This is a genomic window from Pelagicoccus albus (genome assembly GCF_014230145.1).
Lineage (GTDB): Bacteria > Verrucomicrobiota > Verrucomicrobiia > Opitutales > Opitutaceae > Pelagicoccus > Pelagicoccus albus.
The window spans coordinates 733,309-755,225 of record NZ_JACHVC010000012.1 but is presented as its reverse complement, the minus strand read 5'-3'; the positions used below and the strand labels follow the sequence as shown (position 1 = coordinate 755,225).

At 50.3% G+C, this 21,917-nt stretch carries 16 protein-coding genes and 1 pseudogene; 14 read left to right on the top strand and 3 right to left on the bottom strand.

Annotated elements, in window-relative coordinates:
* Positions 1-107 precede the first annotated feature (107 nt).
* Together H5P27_RS12920 and galE are read right to left on the bottom strand one after the other, a co-directional pair.
* Positions 108-2,069 (bottom strand): hybrid sensor histidine kinase/response regulator, encoded by a 1,962-nt coding sequence (locus tag H5P27_RS12920; RefSeq protein WP_185660817.1) that lies wholly within the window; start codon positions 2,067-2,069, stop codon positions 108-110.
* A gap of 177 nt (positions 2,070-2,246) precedes the next feature.
* Entirely contained in the window at positions 2,247-3,239 is a 993-nt protein-coding gene (gene galE, locus H5P27_RS12915) for a UDP-glucose 4-epimerase GalE (protein WP_185660816.1), read from the bottom strand.
* Positions 3,240-3,544: 305 nt separating this feature from the next.
* Here galE and glf (H5P27_RS12910) point away from each other — a divergent pair, with 305 nt between their 5' ends.
* The 5 genes from glf (H5P27_RS12910) (at position 3,545) to H5P27_RS12890 (ending at position 10,194) form a co-directional block, all read left to right on the top strand.
* Entirely contained in the window at positions 3,545-4,651 is a 1,107-nt protein-coding gene (gene glf, locus H5P27_RS12910) for a UDP-galactopyranose mutase (protein WP_185660815.1), read from the top strand.
* Between the two features lie 45 nt (positions 4,652-4,696).
* Complete coding sequence (locus H5P27_RS12905; protein WP_185660814.1) at positions 4,697-5,467, top strand: inositol monophosphatase family protein; 771 nt, start codon at positions 4,697-4,699, stop codon at positions 5,465-5,467.
* 74 nt (positions 5,468-5,541) lie between these two features.
* Entirely contained in the window at positions 5,542-8,124 is a 2,583-nt protein-coding gene (locus H5P27_RS12900) for a hypothetical protein (protein WP_185660813.1), read from the top strand.
* Positions 8,125-8,428: 304 nt separating this feature from the next.
* A complete protein-coding gene (locus H5P27_RS12895; RefSeq protein WP_185660812.1) occupies positions 8,429-9,901 on the top strand; it encodes a GMC oxidoreductase in 1,473 nt (490 codons plus the stop codon).
* The gene (locus H5P27_RS12890) at positions 9,889-10,194 is read left to right on the top strand and encodes a hypothetical protein (RefSeq protein ID WP_185660811.1); all 306 of its coding nucleotides are present in this window, start codon (positions 9,889-9,891) and stop codon (positions 10,192-10,194) included. The genes H5P27_RS12895 and H5P27_RS12890 overlap by 13 nt, the downstream gene beginning before the upstream one ends.
* Before the next feature lie 30 nt (positions 10,195-10,224).
* Here the strand turns inward: H5P27_RS12890 and H5P27_RS12885 are convergent, their stop codons facing one another.
* On the bottom strand, positions 10,225-13,245 hold the full coding sequence (locus tag H5P27_RS12885; protein ID WP_185660810.1) for a S8 family serine peptidase: 3,021 nt from the start codon (positions 13,243-13,245) through the stop codon (positions 10,225-10,227).
* 258 nt (positions 13,246-13,503) lie between these two features.
* Here H5P27_RS12885 and glf (H5P27_RS12880) point away from each other — a divergent pair, with 258 nt between their 5' ends.
* From glf (H5P27_RS12880) to H5P27_RS12845, 9 genes and pseudogenes are all read left to right on the top strand, one after another.
* Positions 13,504-14,643: a UDP-galactopyranose mutase gene (glf, locus tag H5P27_RS12880; protein WP_185660809.1), complete on the top strand. Its 1,140-nt coding sequence runs from the start codon at positions 13,504-13,506 to the stop codon at positions 14,641-14,643.
* Positions 14,643-15,311 carry an acylneuraminate cytidylyltransferase family protein gene (locus H5P27_RS12875; RefSeq protein WP_185660808.1) on the top strand — a complete coding sequence of 223 codons (669 nt, stop codon included), beginning with the start codon at positions 14,643-14,645 and terminating at the stop codon, positions 15,309-15,311. The genes glf (H5P27_RS12880) and H5P27_RS12875 overlap by 1 nt, the downstream gene beginning before the upstream one ends.
* 15 nt (positions 15,312-15,326) lie before the next feature.
* Positions 15,327-15,932 carry an SIS domain-containing protein gene (locus H5P27_RS12870; protein ID WP_185660807.1) on the top strand — a complete coding sequence of 202 codons (606 nt, stop codon included), beginning with the start codon at positions 15,327-15,329 and terminating at the stop codon, positions 15,930-15,932.
* A 1-nt stretch (position 15,933) separates the two neighbouring features.
* Positions 15,934-16,737 carry an NAD(P)-dependent oxidoreductase gene (locus H5P27_RS12865; RefSeq protein WP_185660806.1) on the top strand — a complete coding sequence of 268 codons (804 nt, stop codon included), beginning with the start codon at positions 15,934-15,936 and terminating at the stop codon, positions 16,735-16,737.
* 3 nt (positions 16,738-16,740) lie between these two features.
* The gene (locus H5P27_RS12860; RefSeq protein ID WP_185660805.1) at positions 16,741-17,727 is read left to right on the top strand and encodes a Gfo/Idh/MocA family protein; all 987 of its coding nucleotides are present in this window, start codon (positions 16,741-16,743) and stop codon (positions 17,725-17,727) included.
* Positions 17,728-17,739: 12 nt separating this feature from the next.
* Positions 17,740-19,020 carry a glycosyltransferase gene (locus H5P27_RS12855; protein WP_185660804.1) on the top strand — a complete coding sequence of 427 codons (1,281 nt, stop codon included), beginning with the start codon at positions 17,740-17,742 and terminating at the stop codon, positions 19,018-19,020.
* Positions 18,926-19,402 (top strand): annotated as a pseudogene (locus H5P27_RS20235) (glycosyltransferase family 2 protein); the annotation flags it as partial. The gene H5P27_RS12855 and the pseudogene H5P27_RS20235, both read left to right, overlap by 95 nt.
* 222 nt (positions 19,403-19,624) lie before the next feature.
* The gene (locus H5P27_RS12850) at positions 19,625-21,040 is read left to right on the top strand and encodes a 6-hydroxymethylpterin diphosphokinase MptE-like protein (protein WP_246462632.1); all 1,416 of its coding nucleotides are present in this window, start codon (positions 19,625-19,627) and stop codon (positions 21,038-21,040) included.
* Positions 21,033-21,908, top strand: coding sequence for a glycosyltransferase family 2 protein (locus H5P27_RS12845; RefSeq protein WP_484555964.1), 876 nt, complete (start codon positions 21,033-21,035; stop codon positions 21,906-21,908). Before H5P27_RS12850 ends, H5P27_RS12845 begins: the two co-directional genes overlap by 8 nt.
* Positions 21,909-21,917 lie beyond the last annotated feature (9 nt).

Genomic DNA, 21,917 nt, shown 5'->3' with positions numbered 1-21,917 from the left:
TCTGGTTAATATTACTCAGAGCCTGAACTTGGTTGGGCGGATTTACGTTTCTTTCGCGAACGTTCGTATCCTAGACCTTTTCCGCTCTAGGCGGCTGCCAATTCGACCTAGCGGGCAGGAGCGTGGTCTTTAGCGAGAATGGTCTGAACTGCCTTGAGGGCTGCTTTTAGGGCGAATGGCTTTTTCAGTACCAGAGCTCCATCCGGGATTTCGAATTGGGAAAGCAGCTCCTCGGAATATCCGGTCATGACAATGAGCTTCATTCCTGGATTTTTCTTCAGGAGACGTTCGGCCAGTTCTGATCCTCTCATTTTGGGAAGGATCAGATCTGTGATAAGCAGCTTTATCTCCTCGTGCGACTCTTCGAAAAAGTCCAAGGCGTCCTCAGCTTGGTTGGTCGAGTAGACTTGGTAGTTGTACATCCCCAATAAACCGGAGATGCAATCGCACATCGTTTCGTCGTCTTCTACGACTAGGATAGATTCGCGTTCGGTCGAAGTGAGGTTTTCGGGCAAATCCTCATCAACTGTTTCCTGCTCTGATGGGGCTCTTTCGACGATGGGAAGCAAGATGCGGAAGCGGGTTCCTTTGCCCTTCTCAGAGGCGACCTCTATGTGTCCGTTCGCCTGTTTGACGATGCTGTAGACCGTGGCCAGCCCAAGTCCTGTTCCTTTCCCATGTTCCTTAGTGGTGAAGAAAGGATCGAAGATCCGTTTTTGGGTTTCGATGTCTATGCCGGTACCGGTGTCTTGAAAGGTTAGGGCCATGTAAGGCCCTTCTTCCATATAGTCGGGGAGCATTACGGCTGCTTGCTCGGCATCGTAGCTGATCATCGAAAGCTCCATCCGTCCGCCTTCGCTCATCGCATCGCGAGCGTTGGTCGTGAAGTTTATGAGGATCTGCTCGATCGCAGTGCGATTGATATTTACAAAGACCGGGTTTTCAGGGAGGCGCAGATCGTATTGGATATTTTCCGGCACGAGTCTTCCGAGGATCTTCTGCATATCCCGAGTGACCTTTATCGCGTCCAAAACCTCTGGTTTGAGATTTTTGTTTCTGCGGGAGAAGGATAGGAGTTGTTGGGTCAGGTCTGCTGCTCGCTCCGATGCTTTGCGAATCTCCTCGACGAACTTTCGGTTCGGGTCCTCGGTTTCGGTCTTTTCTATGATTAGGTCCGAGAATGAGAGAATGACCGCTAGTATATTATTGAAGTCATGGGCGATTCCCCCAGCCAATCTGCCGACCGCTTCCATTTTTTGAGATTGGAAAAGGTCTTGTTCGAGTCGACGAAGGTGAGAGACGTCGCGCTGAATGACCACGTAGTTTGTTGTTTGGCCATCTGGCCCTCTCACGGGGAAGAGTTTCCAGGATATTATAAATTCCGCTCCGTTCTTTCGGTACCCCACGGTTTCGCCAGAGGCGGGTTTGCCTGCCTGAATCGTAGTAACCATTCCCTCGATTACACTTAAGTCTGTGGCTGGACCGTTCAGTAGTGAGATCGGACGTCCCACAACTTCCAGTTCGGTGTATCCGGTTATTTGGGAAAACCCATCGTTGGAATACAGTATGCGAGCTTCCCCGCGATCCCAATGGGCATCGGTTATTAGTACCGCTTCCCCAATGCTTTTCAGGGCGGTTGCGATTAGCCGTATTTGGTTTTCGGTAGTGACCGCGTGGCTCAGGTCCTTGAAGAAAAGTATGGCTCCCGAATCTTCAGGATGCTCCAAGTTTTGATTAGGTTTTAGGTGGAAGCTAATCGGGGTCGATTTGCTAGGCCCGACCTGGAGGTTAGCTTGGGCGTGCGCGAGTTGGGGGTTGCGATACCTTTCTTCGGCTATGTTAAGACGATTTCCCGAAACGGGATCTGTGACGACAAAGATATCGTTTATGTCCTGACCAACGTAGGGACTGCCGATTGTCCCCAGTGTGTTCTTAGCCTGCTTGTTGAGCTGTCTTATTCGCCCAGTCCTATCGATCACTATGATCCCTTCGCTCGAGTATTCCATCAGGGAGTGAGCGAGGGTTCGCTCTCCCGCGACGTCGGAATCTGTGGAATCGAGTCTCTCCATATTTTGTGGGTTAGGATCGGTGGAAGACAAAAGCTTCCGTTATCCTTGAAACCCAATCTAGGAAAAGCAACACCCCTCGCCTTGGAGATAATACCTAAGCGAGGGGTGGGAAATGCTAATGAGGTGAAGTTTACCCTGTAACAAGATCTTGGTTACAGAATATTTACCAAATTTTAACTACTTATCGTCGTATCCATTTGGATGAGACTGATGCCATTTCCAAGCGGTCTCGATGATGGACTTTATGGTTGGGTATTGCGGATCCCAGCCCAGTTCGGTTTTTGCTTTGATGCTGTCGGCGTAGGCGGAGGGAACATCGCCGTCTCTTTTTGGCGCGAGATCATATGGGACCGGACAGCCTGAAACTTCCTCCACCGTTTTTATGATTTCCAAAACGCTAGCTGGTGTGCCGGTACCGAGGTTGTAGCGAAGGTAGGTTCCTTCCTCTTCAAGCTTAGGGAAGGCGGCTATGTGGGCGCGTGACAAATCGTCGACATGGACGTAGTCGCGTAGGCAGGTGCCGTCTGGCGTGGGGTAGTCGTTTCCGAACACTTTCATTTTCTCCCGTTGTCCGAGGGCTACTTGGATAGCGATCGGGATTAGATGCGTTTCCGGCGAGTGGTCTTCGCCAATCATCCCACCCACGGCTGCGCCGGACGCATTAAAGTATCGGAAGATGGCGGCGCTCATGCCGTAGGCCTTGCAGCAGTAGTCGAGGATGACTTCCACGTCCGCCTTCGTTTGACCGTAAGCGCTAATCGGACGGAGCGGCATCGCTTCGGTGAAAGGCGGAGCGGCTTCCTCACCTAGCACTGTGCAGGATGAGGAGAATACGAATTTATTTACGCCAGCCTCACGCATCGACTTCAGCAGAGAGACTGTTTTGGCAACGTTGTTATCGTAGTGCTTGAGTGGATCCTGCATGGATTCGCCGACTTCGATGAAGGCTGCGAAGTGCATCACGATATCGATCTCCTCCTTTTTCAGGATATCGATGACTTGGGCCGAATCTGCCAAATCAGTTTCGTAGAAGGTCACACCCGAGGGGATGGAATCCTTGTGCCCTTTAACAAGATTATCGAGGACGACAGGCGTATGCCCGGCGGCCTGAAGTTGACGAACGCAATGGCTTCCAATGTAGCCAGCTCCACCTACGACGAGTACCTTCATAAGGAGAGTGATTTATGAAAAGGAAGCAGGTGGTTTCCAGTATAATCCTCGCAATGACCGGTTTCTGCAGAAGATTGACTGGTTCTCTCGTTCCGTGGAGCTCGAAATACACGTCTCCTGCAGTTGGATACTCCTAGTTAAAAAAATGTGGTTCTCTCCTTGTTACGCCATGAGAAAGTTGCGAGCCCCCACCGGGCAGCGATATTGTCCCGAAATTCATGCCATTTGCTAATAATCTGGTAAAGGACCTAGGATTAGGGTGTTTATGGGTTTACTGAAACGTAAAAGTGATCTTCGGTTACGTAATGGGTAAAAGGTATCTAATCGTGGGATCCGGACTATTCGGAAGTGTGTGCGCCAGGGAACTAACCGATGCTGGGCATAGTTGCCAAGTGATTGAAAAGAGGGACCACATTGGTGGAAACTGCTATACCCGAAAGATTGAAGAGGCCGGTTGCCATGAACACGTTTATGGTCCCCATATTTTCCATACGAACTCGACAGAGCTCTGGAACTACATCCGCCGCTTTACTGAATTCAATCATTTCTCCTACCGCCCGAGAGTGAATTTCAAAGGGAGCTACTATTCGTTTCCCATAAATTTGATGACTTTAAATCAGCTCTGGGGTGTCGTGACTCCTGAAGCTGCGAAGGCTAAGCTCGCCGAGGTGCGAGAAGATATCCCGGATCCAGCCAATCTGGAGGAGTGGTGTCTTTCTCAAGTAGGAAGGGAGCTATACGAAACGTTTGTTCGCGGATACACAGCGAAACAATGGCATCACGATCCGAAGGACTTGCCGGCTTCGTTGATCAAGCGTTTGCCCATAAGACTTCGGTACGACGATAACTACTTCAACGACCAATACCAAGGGATACCCAAGGAGGGCTACACCAAGATATTCGAACGTATGCTGGAGGGCATACCGGTTGAGTTTGGGGTTGATTTTCTTGAGGACAGGGACTCCTGGTTAGAGAAATTCGACCATGTCATCTACACGGGGTCGCCTGATTCATTTTTTGGTTACAGCGAAGGGCCGCTTGAGTACCGCTCCCTCCGTTTCGAACGTGAGCTTTTGGATACGCCTGATTTCCAAGGTGTGGCGGCAGTCAATTATACCGAGGAGCAGATCCCGTACACCCGTATCGTTGAGCACAAACACTTCGATTTGAGCTTTTCCAAAGAAAAGACTCTGATCACGAAAGAGTACCCAAGTGACTGGAAGTTGGGTGATATAGAGTTTTATCCCGTGAACACCGGAGAAAACCAAGCTGTTTTCGCGAAATACAAATCCCTGATGAAGGAAATGGAAGGAAAGGTTGTGTTTGGCGGAAGATTGGGAGAATATCGCTACTACGATATGCATCAAGTGATCGCAGCTGCATTGAAACGGCTGAAAGTGCTGCTGGGGTGAGGTTTGCATCATAGGCGAGGCCTTCAGTCCAGAATGTCGTTATCTATGATTAAGTCGATTGAGGAGAAGTTGAATTGGCTTTCATTCGCAGAAGACGCCGCGAAGAGTGCGGGTATAGCTCTCTCTGCTCGTGGGTTCTCGATTGTTAAAGAGCTGCCGCACGATATCAAATCGGAAGCTGATCTGAATGCTAACCACAGGATCATAGGAGTTTTAGAATCATCCGGTATTCCAATCTTGAGCGAGGAAGACCTCAGTGAAGAGGCAATGACTCTGCTGAAAAGTGGTTTGGTTTGGGTGGTCGATCCGTTGGACGGCACCATTAATTACACGAAAGGTATCCCGCTTTGTTGTGTTTCGATCGCCCTTTGGGATCGAATGGAGCCTGTACTAGGGGTAGTTTATGATTTCGAACGGGGCCAGCTTTACTCTGGAGGGCCTGACCTTGGAGCGAAGTGTAATGGAGAGCCGATCCGAGTAAGTGGTGAAACCAAGCCCAGCCGAGGAGTTCTAGCGACGGGATTTCCCAGCGGCAGAAGTTACGAGTCCGAAGAGCTTAGGGCGTTTGTCGACTCGATGCAGAAGTTCCGCAAAGTTAGGTTGCTTGGGTCTGCTGCACTCTCCTTGGCTTGGGTAGCGAGGGGCTGGCTGGACGCCTATAACGAGAGCGGAATCTACTTTTGGGACGTAGCAGCGGGACTTGCGATCGTCAAAGCGGCGGGTGGAGAGATCGACATCGGCTTGGATGAGGCCAGTTTTCCCAGATGCGAGGCGTCTGCGTTCGCGAGCCCAGACCTGCTTCGTTCTTCCAAGTAGCCTATCAATTAGCTGTGGTCGCCTGAAGCGTTGACCTAGCAATTGTTTTGGGTCTGTTTAGCCCTTTGCATACCATGGAGGATCCCCAAAAGCCCGCTTCGCTCGCATTTGATTTGGAAAGCGCCCTTGAGCTGCCCTTCCGGTATTGGGATGCTTCGGCGGCGAAGCTGTTCGACGAAAGCTCTTTTGGATTCCTCGTTAGCGACGGGGGCGAAGGCTGTATTGAAAAACTGGAGCAGCGCTGGGGCCGAAAGTTAGATCGTGAGAAGATCTACGCTTACGACGAATTGCCTGCTGAAGTTGAGCTCGTGTCTTTTGCTAGCATTTTCGATTTGCAGAATCGCAACTGGTCTCATCGTTTTTATTCTGCGGCGATGCCGTTGATCGATGAACTGGGTGGTTTTCGTACTGCGATGGAGGGAGTTGGAGCATTGGGCGTGAGAAAGGTCTTCTCCTACATGACTCCAGAGGACCTGCCTTTTGGCACTCCTTTGCTTGAAGCGAGGGCTTACGCGTTCATTTGGGAGTGTCCGTGGAGCGAGCCAGCACAAGAAAATTTATCGGACGATGTTCATGATGATGCCTTGTTCTTGTGGGTTGGGGTGACGAAGGGTGACCGGCTCGTATCGTTGGTTTTCCAGCAAATGTCCGAACTTGGGCGAAGGGTTCTACGCATCGACCGCGAGGAGCTGATGGTTAGTACAATGGACAGTTGGGGTGAGCGGTTGGCACCATATTCTGTTTGTGTGGCCTTGGTTGATGATTTCATCCACTCACATGCGTTGGCCGTAGCCGCCCGAAGTGCAGGCTGTCGCTTGAAGATCATTTCTTCCCGATGTCCTTCCCCAATCGAGTATTTGCGCTCGGGACTGCGCTATCCGTATCAAGTCGGCCGTAAGCTCGATTCACCTCGAAAACTTTGGAATTCGATTAATGCTTATTTCAACGAGTCGACCCCAGTTGAAGCTGGGAGCGTGAGGCCGGAAGGCGGTACTTTGTGGAAAATGGTCGATCGTTGTCGTCGATCCGGCGAGCCTGAGAAACTCGTCTTCTTACATCCGGTTAATGAGGCCAGCGAGTACGAACAGCTTTATACTGTTTTTCGTTGGTCTGGTAGTCCGATTTGTACTACGGTTTTCTTCGAGTTACTCGCTGATTTGAAGTCTCCGGTCAGTGGATTCGTTTCAGAAGAATTGAGACGCATGGCTTTTGAGCTCGTGTCACTTGCCTACTCCGGTTTTGGAGTTGAGCGTTGGGACGCAGTGGTGGAAGAATTGCTCGATAGCGTTTTGGCTGGAGAGTGGATTTCCGTAGTTGCGAAAGCGCGACAGGAGATCTCTTGGAACAGGGCTTTGGTTCGTCCCGGTCGATTCGCAAGCACCGTAGGTAGATGGCTTGAGGCTATGGCTGTCTGCGGCAAGGATTTAGATCAGTCTTATGTAGGGCAAATCAGATTATCCCTTGATCTTGAGGGGCAAGCGGAGGGTACCTCCTCGCAAAATGAGATCGCTTTACTTCAAGTCAGATGTTTCGAAAACACCTCCGACATACTTACAGTCGCAGAGGTTTTGAAAAAGCGGTATCCAAATGATGAGGACGTCGCGAGTAGGGCGGCAATTATACTAGAGGGAAAGGGAAAATTGCGGGAGGCTGCCGCTCTCTATCAGCTCGACTGGAACAGTAGATCGCAAAGTTCGGCTATGGTGAGTCGCATGGCGAATCTAAGCGTCAAGTTGAAAGATGATGGTATGGCGAGAGAATTGATAGGGGAAATCGCTAGAGTGGACGAAGGTGTTGACCTGCTCAGCTCTTTGGGGCTTGGTTTTTGGGCCGCTGGGAGGATCGATATGGCTTTTGAGTGCCTCCAGAAAGATTTTTCAAGCTCTCGGATGTCAAGTCGTCATTGGCCCGCTTATTTAAGATTGTTGGTTGAAGTTCGAAGACCTGATCTGGTTGAGTTGGTGTTGCAGGCAATGTGCGAGCGGGACGAGAGTTTCACGAATGGAGCTCTTGTCTATGCCACCAGCTTCTACAGCGAGCGAATATACGAGATCCCGTTGCTCGACTCTTGCGAGGCCTTGAGGAAAGAATGGGCATCTTGTCTCAACCTGCTCCGTCGTTCTTCTGAATCGAAAGATCAAAACGTCATTAGTTTGATTTCTCGTTTCGAGATCTCAGTTAACTCTGGAGGGGAAGGCTTGAGGGACGCGCTGATATCTCTTGGAGAGCCTGTAAGCCAACTCGATTTGATTAGGAGCTCTCTCTGCTGCTGCTTGACTGGTAAACGAGATAACGGGAAACAGTGTTTGGCGAGCGTTGTACCGCATGAACTACCTGCTCCTTTCTGGGTTTTCATGGCTGGAGTGGCATCCGTCTTGAGCGGGGACGCTAACATTGCGATTAACGCTTTCCGAGGGTTGGCTGATCTTTATCCGGGGTATCTTTCAAGCAAGGGTGGAGTGGGTGCTCGGTTTGTTTGGTTCGCCCTAGTAGAGAAAGCGCTTGGACTCTCTGATTGCGAGAGATGGATTGAGGAAGCGGAAAGGAGGGGCGTCTCGTCGGGGTATCTGCGTTTGGGGCGTGAATGGCAACCTGAACTGCTTGAGTGTGAAGGCGAGTTAACTGAACTCTTAAATGACTTTAGGAAGTCCAATTAATGGATACGGCGGGAAAATTGTTTTGGGTGTCGACTGTTTTTAGCGGGGTTGTTTCATATTTTATTTTCCGATTGAATCGAAGCGTTCGCGACAAGCGCTGGGGCGCTACTGTTCATTTTACCAATCGGCTCTTGCTGACTCTTTTTCCTTTGGTCGTTTTTTTGCACCTTTCTCTTTTGTTATGGAGCGAACGCAGTGAGCTGTTTTTCTGGATACGGTATGTAGAATCTGGGGTCTTCCCCGTATATGCATTTAGTCTTATTGTTCACGTATATATGAATCGAAACTACTTTGGTTCGAATCGATGAAATCTGACTCTGCAGAGTACGTTATAGTGGGAGGTGGGATTGCCGGGTTGTCGCTTGCGGATAAACTGTCAGCGGAAGGGCACGATTGCCTCGTGCTTGAGGCTGGCTCTTCTAATCCAGTGGGTGATTGGCGAAAGTTGAAATGGTATGATGAAACCAGAGATCTTTTTGAGGTCGATTCATCACGAGCATACAATGTGCAGCTTTCCAGGGTCAAAGCGCTAGGTGGAGGGACTGAGGCTTGGGAAGGCTATATTCCGCGTTGGAATGAAACAGACTTTAAACTTAGCTCGAAATTTGGGGTAGGTAAAGATTGGCCTTTTGGATACGAAGAGATTGAGCCTTATTATTCAGAAGCGGAGTATTTTCTAGGGGCGGCCGGAGAGGCTTCCAACCCGGCTGATTCTTTCCGCTCGAAACCTTACCCGTTGCCGCCGTTTGAGTGGTCACCGTACGAGAAAGGGGTAGCGTGCCGCAGCAAGCATATCGGGGTTGTTTGGCATCCCTACCCTCAAGCTCGTAATTCTAGGCCCTACGGCCGCCGCAGCAATTGCAATGAGATCGGCACGTGTAATCTGTGTCCCATTCAGGCTCGCTGGTCTCCCAGAGCCACGTTGGTTCCCCGACTTGCGAGCAGATCTAACGTTCGAATAGAAACTGATGCGACTTGTCGCTTGGCTCGGTTTGACTCGAGGGGCAACCCTGAGGCGGTGTTGATATCTCGCAAGGGGGGAGAGGAGCGATGGGTTGAGTTTTCGAAGCTGATTCTAGCTTCTGGTGCGATCGAGTGTTCGCGTTGGTTATTACTAATTCGTCGATCGATGGTGGGTCGCGATGGTTTTTGGAGTAATCCGCGAATAGGAACGGGATACATGGATCATCCAGTGATTCGTGTCAGGGCGGATCTTGATTGGCACACGGGATATTCGCGGCAGACCAACATACTTGCCACGAGTCATCATTTTCGTGAATACGAGCCCTCGACTGGGGCTTGGGGGTTTTGTCTTAACCTGAACCGAAGGGATTTGCCCCGACTCTGGCTGGCAGCGCATTTTGAGATGCCTGCTGTTGAGGAAAACTGCATTCGTTTGAGCAGTGAGTCTTTGGATTGTTTCGGAGATCCTGTAGCTCGATTGAAAATTGGTACTGACTTTAATGGTTTCGAATCTACAACGGAACGTATCCATAAATCCTTGCAGGACGTTGCATTGGCTGTGGGGGGACGAAACTTGAGGTATGACCCTTTGCAACTATGGGCCTGCCATCCAATGGGGGGGTGTTCGATTTCTAATTCGGAAAAGGAAGGAGTTGTGGATTCCAATCTAAAAATTTGGGGAACAGAAAATTGCTACGTTCTCTCGAATGGGGTGTTTGCCAGTGGGGCTAGCGTAAATCCTACCCTGACTTTGCTATCGCTGAGCTTTCGCTTGTCCAAGCATCTACTGCAGAACGAAGGATGGAATCGATGATCCTGCCTCTTTTTGTTGTAGCGAGCGTCTTGGCCGCCGGACTTGGCCTGGCTCTTTTGCAGGCGTTTAGACGTCATCCTGAAAATTGGTCAGGTCTTCTCTTTGGGGTAAACCGTGCCCTGCTCGTGGGAATGTTTCTCCTACTCGGACTTCGTTTTGTAGAAGAGCTAGGGCGTCCGTTTTCCGAATTAGTAGAACTCTTCTGTCAGCATGCATATGCCGTAACGGCCCCTTTCTATGGGGTTATGCTTTTGCTGCATATATGGGCTAATCGGGACTATTTTCGAAAGTGAGTCGCATCAGCTCGGAAGTCGAACTCTTGATTAGTCGCCGTATGCCGCGATTTCCCAGTTCGTCGCCATGGCTGAGTCGTGAACGAGCCCACCTTCGCTTCTGACTCCTGAGGAGTTGAGGATCCATTTCGATACGAGTTGGGTTCCAGAATGCATAAGGATAATGTCGTCGATGTTGTCCGCGTTCAAGTCGCCTATCGCTACAATGCTCCAACCGGAGCTCATCGGACTAGAGTGAACGAGTCCGCCGGATGAGCGCACGCCTGATGAATTTATCAGCCATTTGGATACGTAGCCTGTTCTCAGGTTTTGCAGTAGGACGTCTTCGATTCCATCTCCATTCAGATCCGCAGTTCCGGCTATACTCCATCCTGTACTCATGGGGCTAGCATGAACGAGTCCCCCAGATGCTCGAACACCGGATGAGTTTATGAGCCATTTTGAGACGTAGCCTGATTGGGCGTTTTGCAGAAGTACATCATCAATTCCGTCTCCATTTAAGTCTGCTGTTCCGGCTATGGTCCAACCCGTGCCCATAGGGCTGGAATAGACGAGTCCTCCAGATGACCTGACACCGGACGAATTTATCAGCCATTTAGAGACCAGTCTTGTGGAGCTATTCTCGAGGAGAAGGTCCTCTATGCTGTCTCCGTTCAGGTCGGCAGCTCCGACAACGCTCCACCCGCTGCCCATGGGTGTCGAATGAACGAGTCCTCCGGATATTCTCTCACCGTATTCGTTTAATAGCCATTTTGAGACCAATCTTGTGTTTGAGTTTTCCAGCACGAGGTCTTTGGTCCCGTCGCCATTCATGTCGGCGGTAGTTTTGATCGTCCATCCTGAGCTCATTGGCGAGCCGTGTGCGAGTCCTCCAGCTACGCGAACCCCACTGTCGTTTATAAGCCACTTTGATACGTATCCAGATTCTAGATTTTGTAGAAAAATGGGAACAACATCTCCCACGGCCTCTATGGAAGCTGTGACTGACGCTCCAAAACTCGCGTAGGAGGATCCGTCGTTGCCCCAGAAAGTGTAATAGTAGGTTTGGCCTGCGGTTAGTCCGGTATGTTCAAACTGGCTAGCGGTGCCTGTGTAGACCTGGGTGCCGTCGCTGCTGCTTGCGGGGAAGCCGCTGGTGCTGCAGCGAATGTAGATAGTGCTATTCGCCATGCCAGAGTTTGCGGGATCTGACCAGGAAAGTAGAACCTTCTCGTTTATAGAAGTCGCCTCTACTTGAATGCCGATCAACTCTAGGGCGTTCCGAGCGCTGAGATGACCGTATCCATTTGTGGTGTCGTAGCCGGAGTTACCCATATCCACGCACCCACTGCGCATGGCGGCAGTGACTTCGTCCGGAGTGATTTCACTGTTGTATGAGTAGAGCAGGGCCGCCACACCGCCTGCGTAGGGTGTGGCAAATGAGGTACCATTTACCGTAGCGTAATCGCTAGAGCTATATCCCGCGGATCCGGTACGGTCTGTGGTAGTGACTGCCTGTCCCGGAGCTAGGAATTCGAGGCCAGTCCCGTATTGGGAAAAACTTGCTTTTGATCCTGTCTTGCTGGACGCCCCGATCGACAAGACTGTGCTGAGATTGCTTGGGTAGCTGATTGAACCTGCTCCGCTGTTCCCTGCCGCCGCGAAGTGCGTTATTCCAGCTGCTCGAGTGTTCGAATATGCACTTGCTATGGCGGAGGACGATCCGCCATAGGAGTTGCTGTTCACTGTGACTTTGGCTCCGATGGTTTGGGCCCAATTGATAGCGCTCGCGACCCAGGAGTAACTGGTGCTAAAGCTTCCGTTTGACTGGCCATTGTAATGCGGTCTGGCGGAGGCGACCTTGACAGAAGGGGCGATGCCGGTGGCTCCGATGCCATTGTTCATTTTTCCGGATACACAGCCTGCCACCGCGGTGCCATGCTTGTCGTTCGAAGTGTAAGGACGGCCGTCAGTGACGGGGTCGGGGGTGAAGTCTTTTCCGTTACCGGTCCATTGGTTTAGGTCTGGGTGGCTCGGTTCGATACCATTGTCGATGACGACTACTATCACAGAAGAATCGCCAGTGGTGTAGTCCCACGCTTCCAAGGCGTGCATGTCGAAGTCGCTCAAAGTACTGTTTACTAGACCCCAACCGCCGCTTGCGGAAAGAAGGGGGTCGTTTGGCATGGCGATAAGAGACTCGCCCCATTGAGGATCCTCAAGGCTTGGGTCTGGCTTGTACCCCTCTCCCAGATTAAGCTCAGCCCCTTCCGGATTTTCAACGCTTCCGACTTCGGCCGCTGGGATATGGCCGGTCATCAGCATATCCGGTTCGGCGTAGATGAACTCTGGCATGTGGCTTAATTCATTCGCCAACTCGACAATGTCGAAGCCGTTGCTGAGGGAAACCTTTAGTAGTAGGTCTCGTCTGGTTTCGCCGATGAATTCGATGTTCGAACCTTGCGCAGATGCTTGTGCAATAGCGATAGCCTGGCTTTCCGAGGTGCTGGGAGAGAGTCCGAGCAAGATAGCTTGCTGGGGCATCAAGGGATCCCCGAGATTGTCGAAGAAGACGGGAGTCGCGTATGAAACAGAAGCGTTTTCCAGTACCCCCATGGTTAGGGTTCTGGAAAAGTCGTTGGCGGACCAGAGCTCGTTCTTGTTCACTTTTCTCCAAAGTTCGCTGGTGTCGATGTAGATCCAGCCGGGGAGCGGGTGGGCAACCGGGAATGAACCATCGATTTGCTCGCAAATTTCGATCAGGGATTCTTCGGAAGCAGCGCGAATGGCAATGCGAGTCGGGTCTACCTCCAGGGCTTTGGCGGGTTCTTGAAAATAGCGTTGTACAGGTTCGGGGCCTGTCTTCCTCGGCCAGGCAAGATGGCTATTAGAAATCAGTGAGATGTTCGCATGAGATTGGGTTTTGCCGACCGCCGTGTTTTTGTCTGAAACAGAGTGCTCTGCACTATGCTTGGTGTAGAACAAGGTAAGTAAACCGAGAGCGAGGAAGGCACTGGCGAGAATGAGTGATCCTGTGCGGAAAGAGCGTTTTTTTGAGTTTTCCTTAGTCATGACTTCCGATTTGGGGATGTAAGTGTGGCTCGTCCAAACGGACTTTTAGTTTAGGGGCACGCGAGGAGACCCTATGGTTTATGTGGTTGTCCTAGGTTAATCGGTCTATGGTGTGTGGTCGCTGGTGCTTGAAAGTGCTCAAACCGAATTAGGGAACGTACAACTCTATCGCTAGGAACAAGTTGACAGAGGAATGGGAGGATTTCACTTTTCGTCCATGGTTTCCTTGCCCTGTTGCTACCCTTCTCCTGTTTTCTGATGAGTAAGCGTATTCTCATCGTAGGAGCTGGCTTCTACGGCTCGGTCCTAGCTCGTGAGCTCACTGACGCGGGGTGTTCTTGCAAGCTCATCGAACGCCGCGAGCAAATCGGGGGAAACTGTTTTACTCGCTACAACGAGGAGGCAGATTGCCATCAGCATGTCTACGGTCCCCATATTTTCCATACAAATTCTGAGGAGGTTTGGAGATACTTGACCCGTTTTACCAAGTTTAATAATTTTGTAAATCGTCCCAAGTCAATGAGTGCTGGAAAGCTGTACTCGCTTCCAATAAACCTAATGACCCTGTATCAAGTTTACGGGGTCAATACGCCTGAAGAAGCCAAGGCGACAATCGAAAAGGTACGTATTCCTTGCGATTCTCCCAATAATTTGGAGGACTGGTGTCTGTCTCAAGTGGGGCCCGAAATCTACGAACTGCTGATCAAGGGCTATACCATGAAGCAGTGGCGACGGGATCCGAAGGAGCTTCCAGCGTCCATCATCAAGCGGCTTCCCATCCGCTTCAACTTTGACGACAACTACTTTCGCGATCGCTACCAAGGCATCCCCGAGGAAGGCTATACCAAGATCTTCGAGCGAATGCTTGAGGGGATCGACGTCGAGCTAGGGGTGGACTTTTTGGCGGATCGAGACGAATGGATACGACGCTTCGACCATGTGGTCTTTACGGGGCCGATTGATGCCTTTTTCAACTACACCGAAGGAACCTTGGAGTATCGATCCCTGCGCTTCGAGAGTGAGATTCTGGATACTCCGGATTTTCAGGGAAACGCCTTGATCAACTACGGAGAAACTCAGGTGCCCTATACGCGCATTGCAGAGCATAAGCATTTCGATCTTTCGTATTCGAAAGATAAGACGCTCATTACCCGCGAGTATTCCCAGGAGTGGCAGGAAGGGATGGAGAGGTATTACCCGGTCGGTACGCAGGAAAATCTGGATACGCTCCGTCGGTATCAATTGCTGGCTAAGGAGGCTGGCCTGCCGGTGACCTTCGGTGGGCGCCTCGGCCAATACAAGTATTTCGATATGCACCAAGTGATCGCGGCGGCATTGACCAAGGCGAAGCGTTTTCTGCAGGACGGCTTTGAAGTGAGCGACGAGGAAGAGAATTGATGAAGATAGCGATGATCCCCGCCCGCATGGGCAGCCAGCGACTGAAAAAGAAAAACCTGAGAGAGCTTCTCGGGGTGCCTTTGATTGTTCGGGCTATTCAGAAATGCCAAGAAGCGGACTGCTTCGATGAGATCTGGGTAAATTCCGAGCATCCCGATTTCGGGCCGATCGCGGAGGCGAATGGGGTTCGCTTTCACCAGCGACCCGAGCATCTCGGCAACAATGCCGCGACCAGCGAACAATACGTGGCCGAGTTTCTGGAGACGCACCCCTGCGAGAGCTTGTTTCAAGTTCACAGCATCGCGCCTTTGCTGACGGTTAAGGATATCAAGAGCTTCGTGCAGCGTATGGAATCTAATGATGCGGATTCGCTTTTGAGCGTTGAGAACATTCAGATCGAGTGTGCCCTGCGCGGAGAGCCTGTGAACTTCAGCCTGAAGGAAAAAACCAACTCTCAAGAGTTGGATCCGGTGCAGCGTATTTGCTGGTCGATTACAGCCTGGTGTCGTGAGACCTATTTGGAAGCCGCTCGCGCGGGAAAGTGCGCCACCTACAGCGGCCGGGTGGCTATGCACCCGGTCAACCCACTGGCAGCCCACGTGATTAAGACCGAGGAAGACCTCGCCATCGCGGAGGCTCTTTACCCGCTTGTCATGAACGCCTGCTAGCGCTATCCGTTTCCCATGAGTGAGCCCCGTTATTATGCCTCTTTTTGTGCCGAACTGAATCGGGCTTTGCAGGAGTTGGAGGTGACTGCCCGGTCTGGGCAGGTGATCGAAGTCGAACAAGGCTTCGAGCTGCTTTGTCGCCGGGCGGCCACGATTCGTGACATGGGTCGAAACATGTTTCTCTGCGGAAACGGGGCGAGTGCAGCCTTTGCCAATCACATGGCCCTCGATTGGACCAAGGCAGGGGGCGTTCCCACATTCTCCTTTAGCGATTCGGCTTTGCTGACCGCCATGGGAAACGATCTTGGCTACGAGCAGGCCTTTAGCGCTCCGCTTAGCTGGTATGCGAAAAGTGGAGACTTGCTTGTGGTGATCAGCTCGTCGGGAAATTCGCCGAACATTCTGAAGTCGATCGAAGTGGCCCGTTCCAAGGGGATGGAAGTCTTCAGCTTTACGGGAATGAGCCCCGACAACAAGGCCCGCACGTTGGGCGACATGAATTTCTATGTGCCGGCGGAGACCTACGGAATCACGGAGTCCGCTCATCAGGCCTTGCTTCACGTTTGGCTGGATAAGTTTATCGATATCAAGTACGGGCCGGAGAAAGGAACAGATCATTAGCATGAAGCTTTGGAAAAACACGGCGACTTTGGATCGTCTGCTTGAGGAGTGCTCCTCCTGTGTAGAACTGAAGGAGGCGGAGCTCGCCATCATCGGCAGCAAGCCGATCCCGCTGGAGGACATGCCGCGCTTGAAGGGGCTCTTCAAATGTGGAGTGGGCACGGACAACGTTCCCTTTGAAGAATGCGAGAGAAGGGGCATTCGGGTTTGCCTGCCCAGCGAAAGCACTGCGTCGATCATTTACGAAGAAACCGCGTCCTTCGCGACCTCGCTGATATTTCGCATGCTGTTCAGCGATGTGGGTACGATTTCACCTTGGAAAAAAGCTCCACGCGTCGCTTCGTCGCGTCGAAAGGTATTGGTTATCGGTACCGGAAACATCGGAAGCCGTGTAGTGAAAAAACTATTACCAACGGTGAGCGTGAGCTCGTACGACATCGCGGTACAGAATGATAGCTCGCTGGAGGACTTGTTGGCGGAAGCGGATGTGGTAAGCCTGCATATTCCCTTGACTGATGAGAATCGATCCTGGTTTGGCCCGGATCTGCTCGGGAAGATGAAAGATGGTGCTGCGTTGGTGAATACGGCCCGAGGTCCCATCGTGGACGAGGAGGCGCTTTTCAGCGAAATCCAGAGCGGGCGCTTGCGGGCAGCCTTCGACGTCTTTTGGAAGGAGCCTTACGAAGGCCGCCTGGCTGCGTTCCATCCAGACCGCTTTTTTATGACGCCGCACGTGGCCAGCAATTGTGAAGATTTCACCGCCGGTTTGGCGGACGACTTTCGCCGCTTCGCGAAAACAATTTAGAAAATGCTAAAAGTAGGAATTATCGGTTTTGGAAAAATGGGGCGAATCCGGGCGAAGGCCCTTAAGGATTCGCGACGAGCGGAGGTGGTTTCCGTATTTGATAGTGCCCCGATAGACGATGCTCCTTGCGAGGTCGCGAGCTCGGAAGGCGAGATCATAACCGATCCGAAGATCGACGCGGTCTTTATCTGTACACCGAACTTTCGCATTCCGACGCTGGTCAAGGAAGCCCTTGCGGCGGGAAAACACGTGTTTGCCGAAAAGCCACCGGGCTTCAATGCGGCGGACGTGGAATCTGTTCGAGAGGTGGAAGCGGCGAATCCGAATCTAAAGCTGATGTATGGCTTCAATCACCGCCATCATCCCAGTATCCAGAAAATGAAGACTCTGATCGAGTCGGGCGAATTTGGCAAACTGCTCTGGATGCGTGGGCGTTATGGCAAAGAGGTGGATGAAGCCTATTTCGATACTTGGAGAGCGAAGCCGGAGCTCGCCGGGGCGGGTATTATGCTCGACCAAGGTATCCATATGTTGGATCTGTTCCTGCATTTCTGCGGAGGTTTCGACGAAGTGCATGCTTTGGTTTCCAATCTGTATTGGAAAATCGAGGGCATCGAAGACAACGTCTTTGCCATCTTTAAGAATTTGCAGTCCGGAGTTTGCGCCTCCTTGCACTCCACCATGACTCAATGGCGCTACCTCTTTTCTCTGGAGATCTTTCTAGAGGGAGGGGCCTTGGTTCTGAACGGGCTCAAGACTTCGTCTGGGGTTTACGGCGACGAGGACCTGGCGATCAAGCGCAACAATCCGAACGCTCAGGGTGGATTCGCCCACGAGGAGCATATCATCTATCATACCGACGTCTCTTGGATGTCGGAGATAAACCAGTTTCTCGATTGCGTGGAGCAAGACGTACCAGTGGTGGAAGGAAACTCTAATGATGCGTTGAAATTGATGAAGGTAATGGATCAAGTGTATTCAGAAACATAAGCGATCTTCTGTATGCCGTTTCACTCGATAATCACAGCCAATTATAATTACCGACCCTTCTTAAGGAAGGTGGCAGAATCAGTATTAGAGCAAACGGATCGTGACTTTGAGTGGATCATCGTAGACGACGGATCTACAGACGGTTCGAGGGAGGAACTTCTAGAAATCGAAGCGTTGGCTCCAGATAGGATAAAGATCCTATTGCGAGAGAACGGGGGGCAAGCGGAGGCTTTCAATACTGCTTTTCGCCACGCATCCGGGACTGTTGTTAGTTTTCTTGATAGCGATGATTGGTGGTATCCAGAGAAATTGGAGTGGGTTCGGCACGTGTCTGCCAACAGGGCTTGTTGTATGTTTCAGCACAATCTCGAATTGCATGATGGAATCAACAGTCTTGGTCGCTCTTATCGTGACAGTTTGGAGCAGGGTGATTGTTTTGGCCGTTATCGGATAATTAGCCGGAAAGAGCTACGTCTGCCTGAATTTACTCCAACTACGGGTCTGTCGTTCACGCGAGATTGCTTGGAAAAAGTCTTTCCTATTCCGGTCAGTTTCCGCGTTTGCGCGGATGGATTTTTGACTAGAACAGCATTTTGTCATGGCGAGATATCATCGACCTTGAGGAACTTGGGATGTTATCGTAGTCATGGCCAAAATGCTGTACTAGGAAGTGGCGTGTATCACTTGGATCATTACGTTCAAAATCAACTCATCCCAAGCTTGAACTCGTATTATCGGGCCAAGGCAATTCCCCTCTTCTTCGATTTGCGCCATTTGGAAAAGGGTGGTCGAGGTCCTTTTCGTTGGCTTCAGCTAAAGCTGACACAGACCGTCGTGAAATCCGACTACTATAGTTTGCGTCGAATTTATCCGATGGATGAGGTTGTAAAATTGATTATGCCAAAACGTACGCTTGTCGTAAGGAGTGACCGAAACGAGGCTGCTTTGGCTGAAATACGTGGAATCCTTCCTGATTCTCAAATAGATTGGCTCATTTCAGACGCTTCTCCCGAAGTGTATCGGAATAAGGATTACGCAGATCGCGTTATTGAGTTCCCAGCTAGTGGGAATCTTGATCTACGCAGTTTGCCTAAAAGGGTTATAACCGAGCTCGAGAGAGAGAGGTACGATCTGGTGCTCTACACGTGCGTGAACCATGGTGATCGAAATAATGTGAGGAGGGTTTGTCGCTCGATAAATGCAGAGTGGTTTGGATACCGTGGGCGAGGCTTTGTTTTTCTGGAAGGATGGGACTCGCTTCGTCTCAGAAGGCTTCTGCGCAGGCGAGTCTAGGCAGATGTTAGGGGTTGCGAGGGTATATTTCCTATGTTGGGGTTATCGTAAAATAATGAAAGTTTCCGTTGTAATTACTACATATAATCAAGCCGAGTATCTTGAGGAGTGCGTAGAATCTGTTCTTTGTCAGACTTACCGTAACTTCGAGGTTATCTTGGTGGATGATGCTTCCTCGGACGGTACCGATATCATCGTAGAGAAATTGGCGAGAAGTAACCCGGAAAAAATAAGGACAATCAGGTTTCGGGAAAACAAAGGTCAAGCAAGCGCTTGGAATGCAGCCATTGAGTTGGTCGACGGAGAGGTGGTTTCTTTTTTGGATGGAGACGATGTTTGGTTTCGGAACAAGTTAGAAATGGTAGTCAGTTCTTTTGGCGACCTTGGGGTCTACGTCGCATTCGAGCACAACTTATCGCTAATGAGAGGGGGAACTATTGGCGATGACAGGTTCTCTGAATCGTTTGTAGTTGGAGACGTTTTTCACCGCTTTAAGCAAGGTAACCATGATCTATCAGTGCTTTGTCAGGCAGCATCCAGTGCGTCCACATACTCGGCTAAGGTGCTTAAGAAGATCGGGAAGATACCGAGTTGTTTTCAAACTATGGCTGAAGCTTATTTAAAGGGAGCGGCCGTCTGTTATGGCAGGATTTCAGGAGTGGATGAGTGTCTTGGAGCTTTTAGAGTGCATGATCGCAATCAAAATTTTGAAAATGGAGAGCTCGATAGGAGGCTGTTTCTGGAACAATTGGGACTTCCGGAGTTAAACGAATTTTATCGCAGAAACGAATTTGAATTTCAGCTCAAAGTCGCCCCGACTCCTTCCAAGGTTCCTCACCTCAACTTGAGAAGAGGAGATCGAATACTGTTAGTTCGTTCAGCTCCGCCCGGTCGGATCAAGGAGCTTGTTTCTACGCTGCGTAAACAAGGTTCTGGTTTGGGGGTGACTATAGATCTGCTTTTGCAGGAAGGTTTTGATTTGGATCTGAGTTCTGGCGTTTCTCAAGTGATTACTATTTCGCCCGGGATGATGGGGCGGGAATCAATTACGGATATTACGAAAGCGGCGGTTCGGGGGAACGAATACGATTTTGTTATTATACCGTATTATAACAATACGGGATTCGGTTATGAGAATGTTGATGATGCTATTTTATCAATTGGTTTGTGTTGCCCGATCCTTGGCATTGGCGTAAATGGGAAAATCTTCGATCGAAGTACGATTAAGGGAGCTAAGGTTGGGAGTCAGGGCCAAGCTCCGCTTGATTCTTGGGGTACTCTAAGAAATTGCCATCAAGGGCGACGAGCTTTCATCGTTGGAAATGGGCCAAGTTTAAGCTGCGAGGACTTAGACCGGTTGAAGGGGGAAATAACTTTTGCATCTAATAAAATATATCTAGCTTTTGATGATACAGCCTGGCGGCCTAGCTATTATTCGGTGGTGGATCAACTGGTGGCTGCGAACAATGCAGATCGGATTCGGGAACTTGATTTGCCTATGTTGTTGCCAACATCGGTTAGCTCGTTCGCTTTCGCGAACGAGAACACGCTTTGGTATCGAGAAAGTGGTTTCAATGCCTACCTCGCTGATCTGACGAGTGATGACTTGAATAGTGCTGTGCCTAGGTTTTCGAGAGACGCAGTGTACCCGATACATGGAGGTTACTCTGTTATTTACCACCAACTGCAACTGGCTTGGCACATGGGGGTAAGAGAGATTTATTTAATCGGCGTCGATTTTTCCTTCTCGGTGCCTAAGGAGCGTGTGGTAGATGAACGCTTTAAGGTGTCGGAGTACAGAAACGCCCTAGTTTCGACCGACGAGGTTAATCATTTTCATCCAGACTATCGTTCTCCGGGCGAGACTTGGTCTATGCCTAGATTGGATTTGCAGGCTTGTGCGTTTCGTGCGGCCGCTAGAATTTTCAGAAGTGGAGGAGGGGGATTATTCAACGCTTCTAGGAAGACGGAGCTCTCGGAACTGGATCTGGTAAATTTTGATTCGTTGTTTGATGAGTAATAGGCCTTTGGTAAGTATTATCATGCCAGCATATAATGCTGCAAATTTTGTGGAAAGCGCTATTCAATCAGTGTTCGAGCAAAGTTATGACAATTGGGAACTGCTTGTTGTGGACGATGGTTCTGAGGATGCTACCGCTGATATAGTCAGTAGGTTTTCGACTATGAAGAATGTTCACCTCCACCGTCATGAAGGTGGGTGTAATAGGGGTGTGAGTTATTCGCGAGCTTTGGGGATATCGAGAGCGAACGGAGATTACGTGGCATTTCTTGACGCTGATGACTTGTTCAAAAAGGAAAAACTAGCGAAGCAGGTTCGGATGTTTGAGCGATACCCAGAAGTAAGTCTTTGTCATACTAACATTGAAATCGTGTCCGAAACAAAAGCTTACCCGAAGATATTGGATGTTCATTTCGATTTGGGCAATGCGATACGTTTATATGATCACAGTAAAGACACGGGGTTTATGATATCTAATCACATTTGTAATTCCAGTGTTATGATTAGAAGAAGCGCAATTGATGGAATTGCATTGGGTATGGATCAGCTGTTTCAGGTAGAAGACTGGATTCTCTGGGTGTTGTTGAGTGAAAAAGGAAAATTTGTCTATTTGCCTGAGATCATGACCGAGTATCGCTATCACGCGGCCTCGGCGACTGCTAAGAGCCAAGCGAGTTCACTGGAGAGAATGTATTCAAAGATTGAATTGTATATGGGGGTGCTGTCTCGTTCTAGGAATCCAAGGATTCAGTCGCTTGGGGTCCGTGAATTGAAAAAGACCTTATCTAAAGTCTACAGAAGCTATGCTCGAGAGGGTGTAGAGGGGGACGGAGATAATGCCATAGAGCAAGCATTTCGCGTCGACTGAGGAACCGAG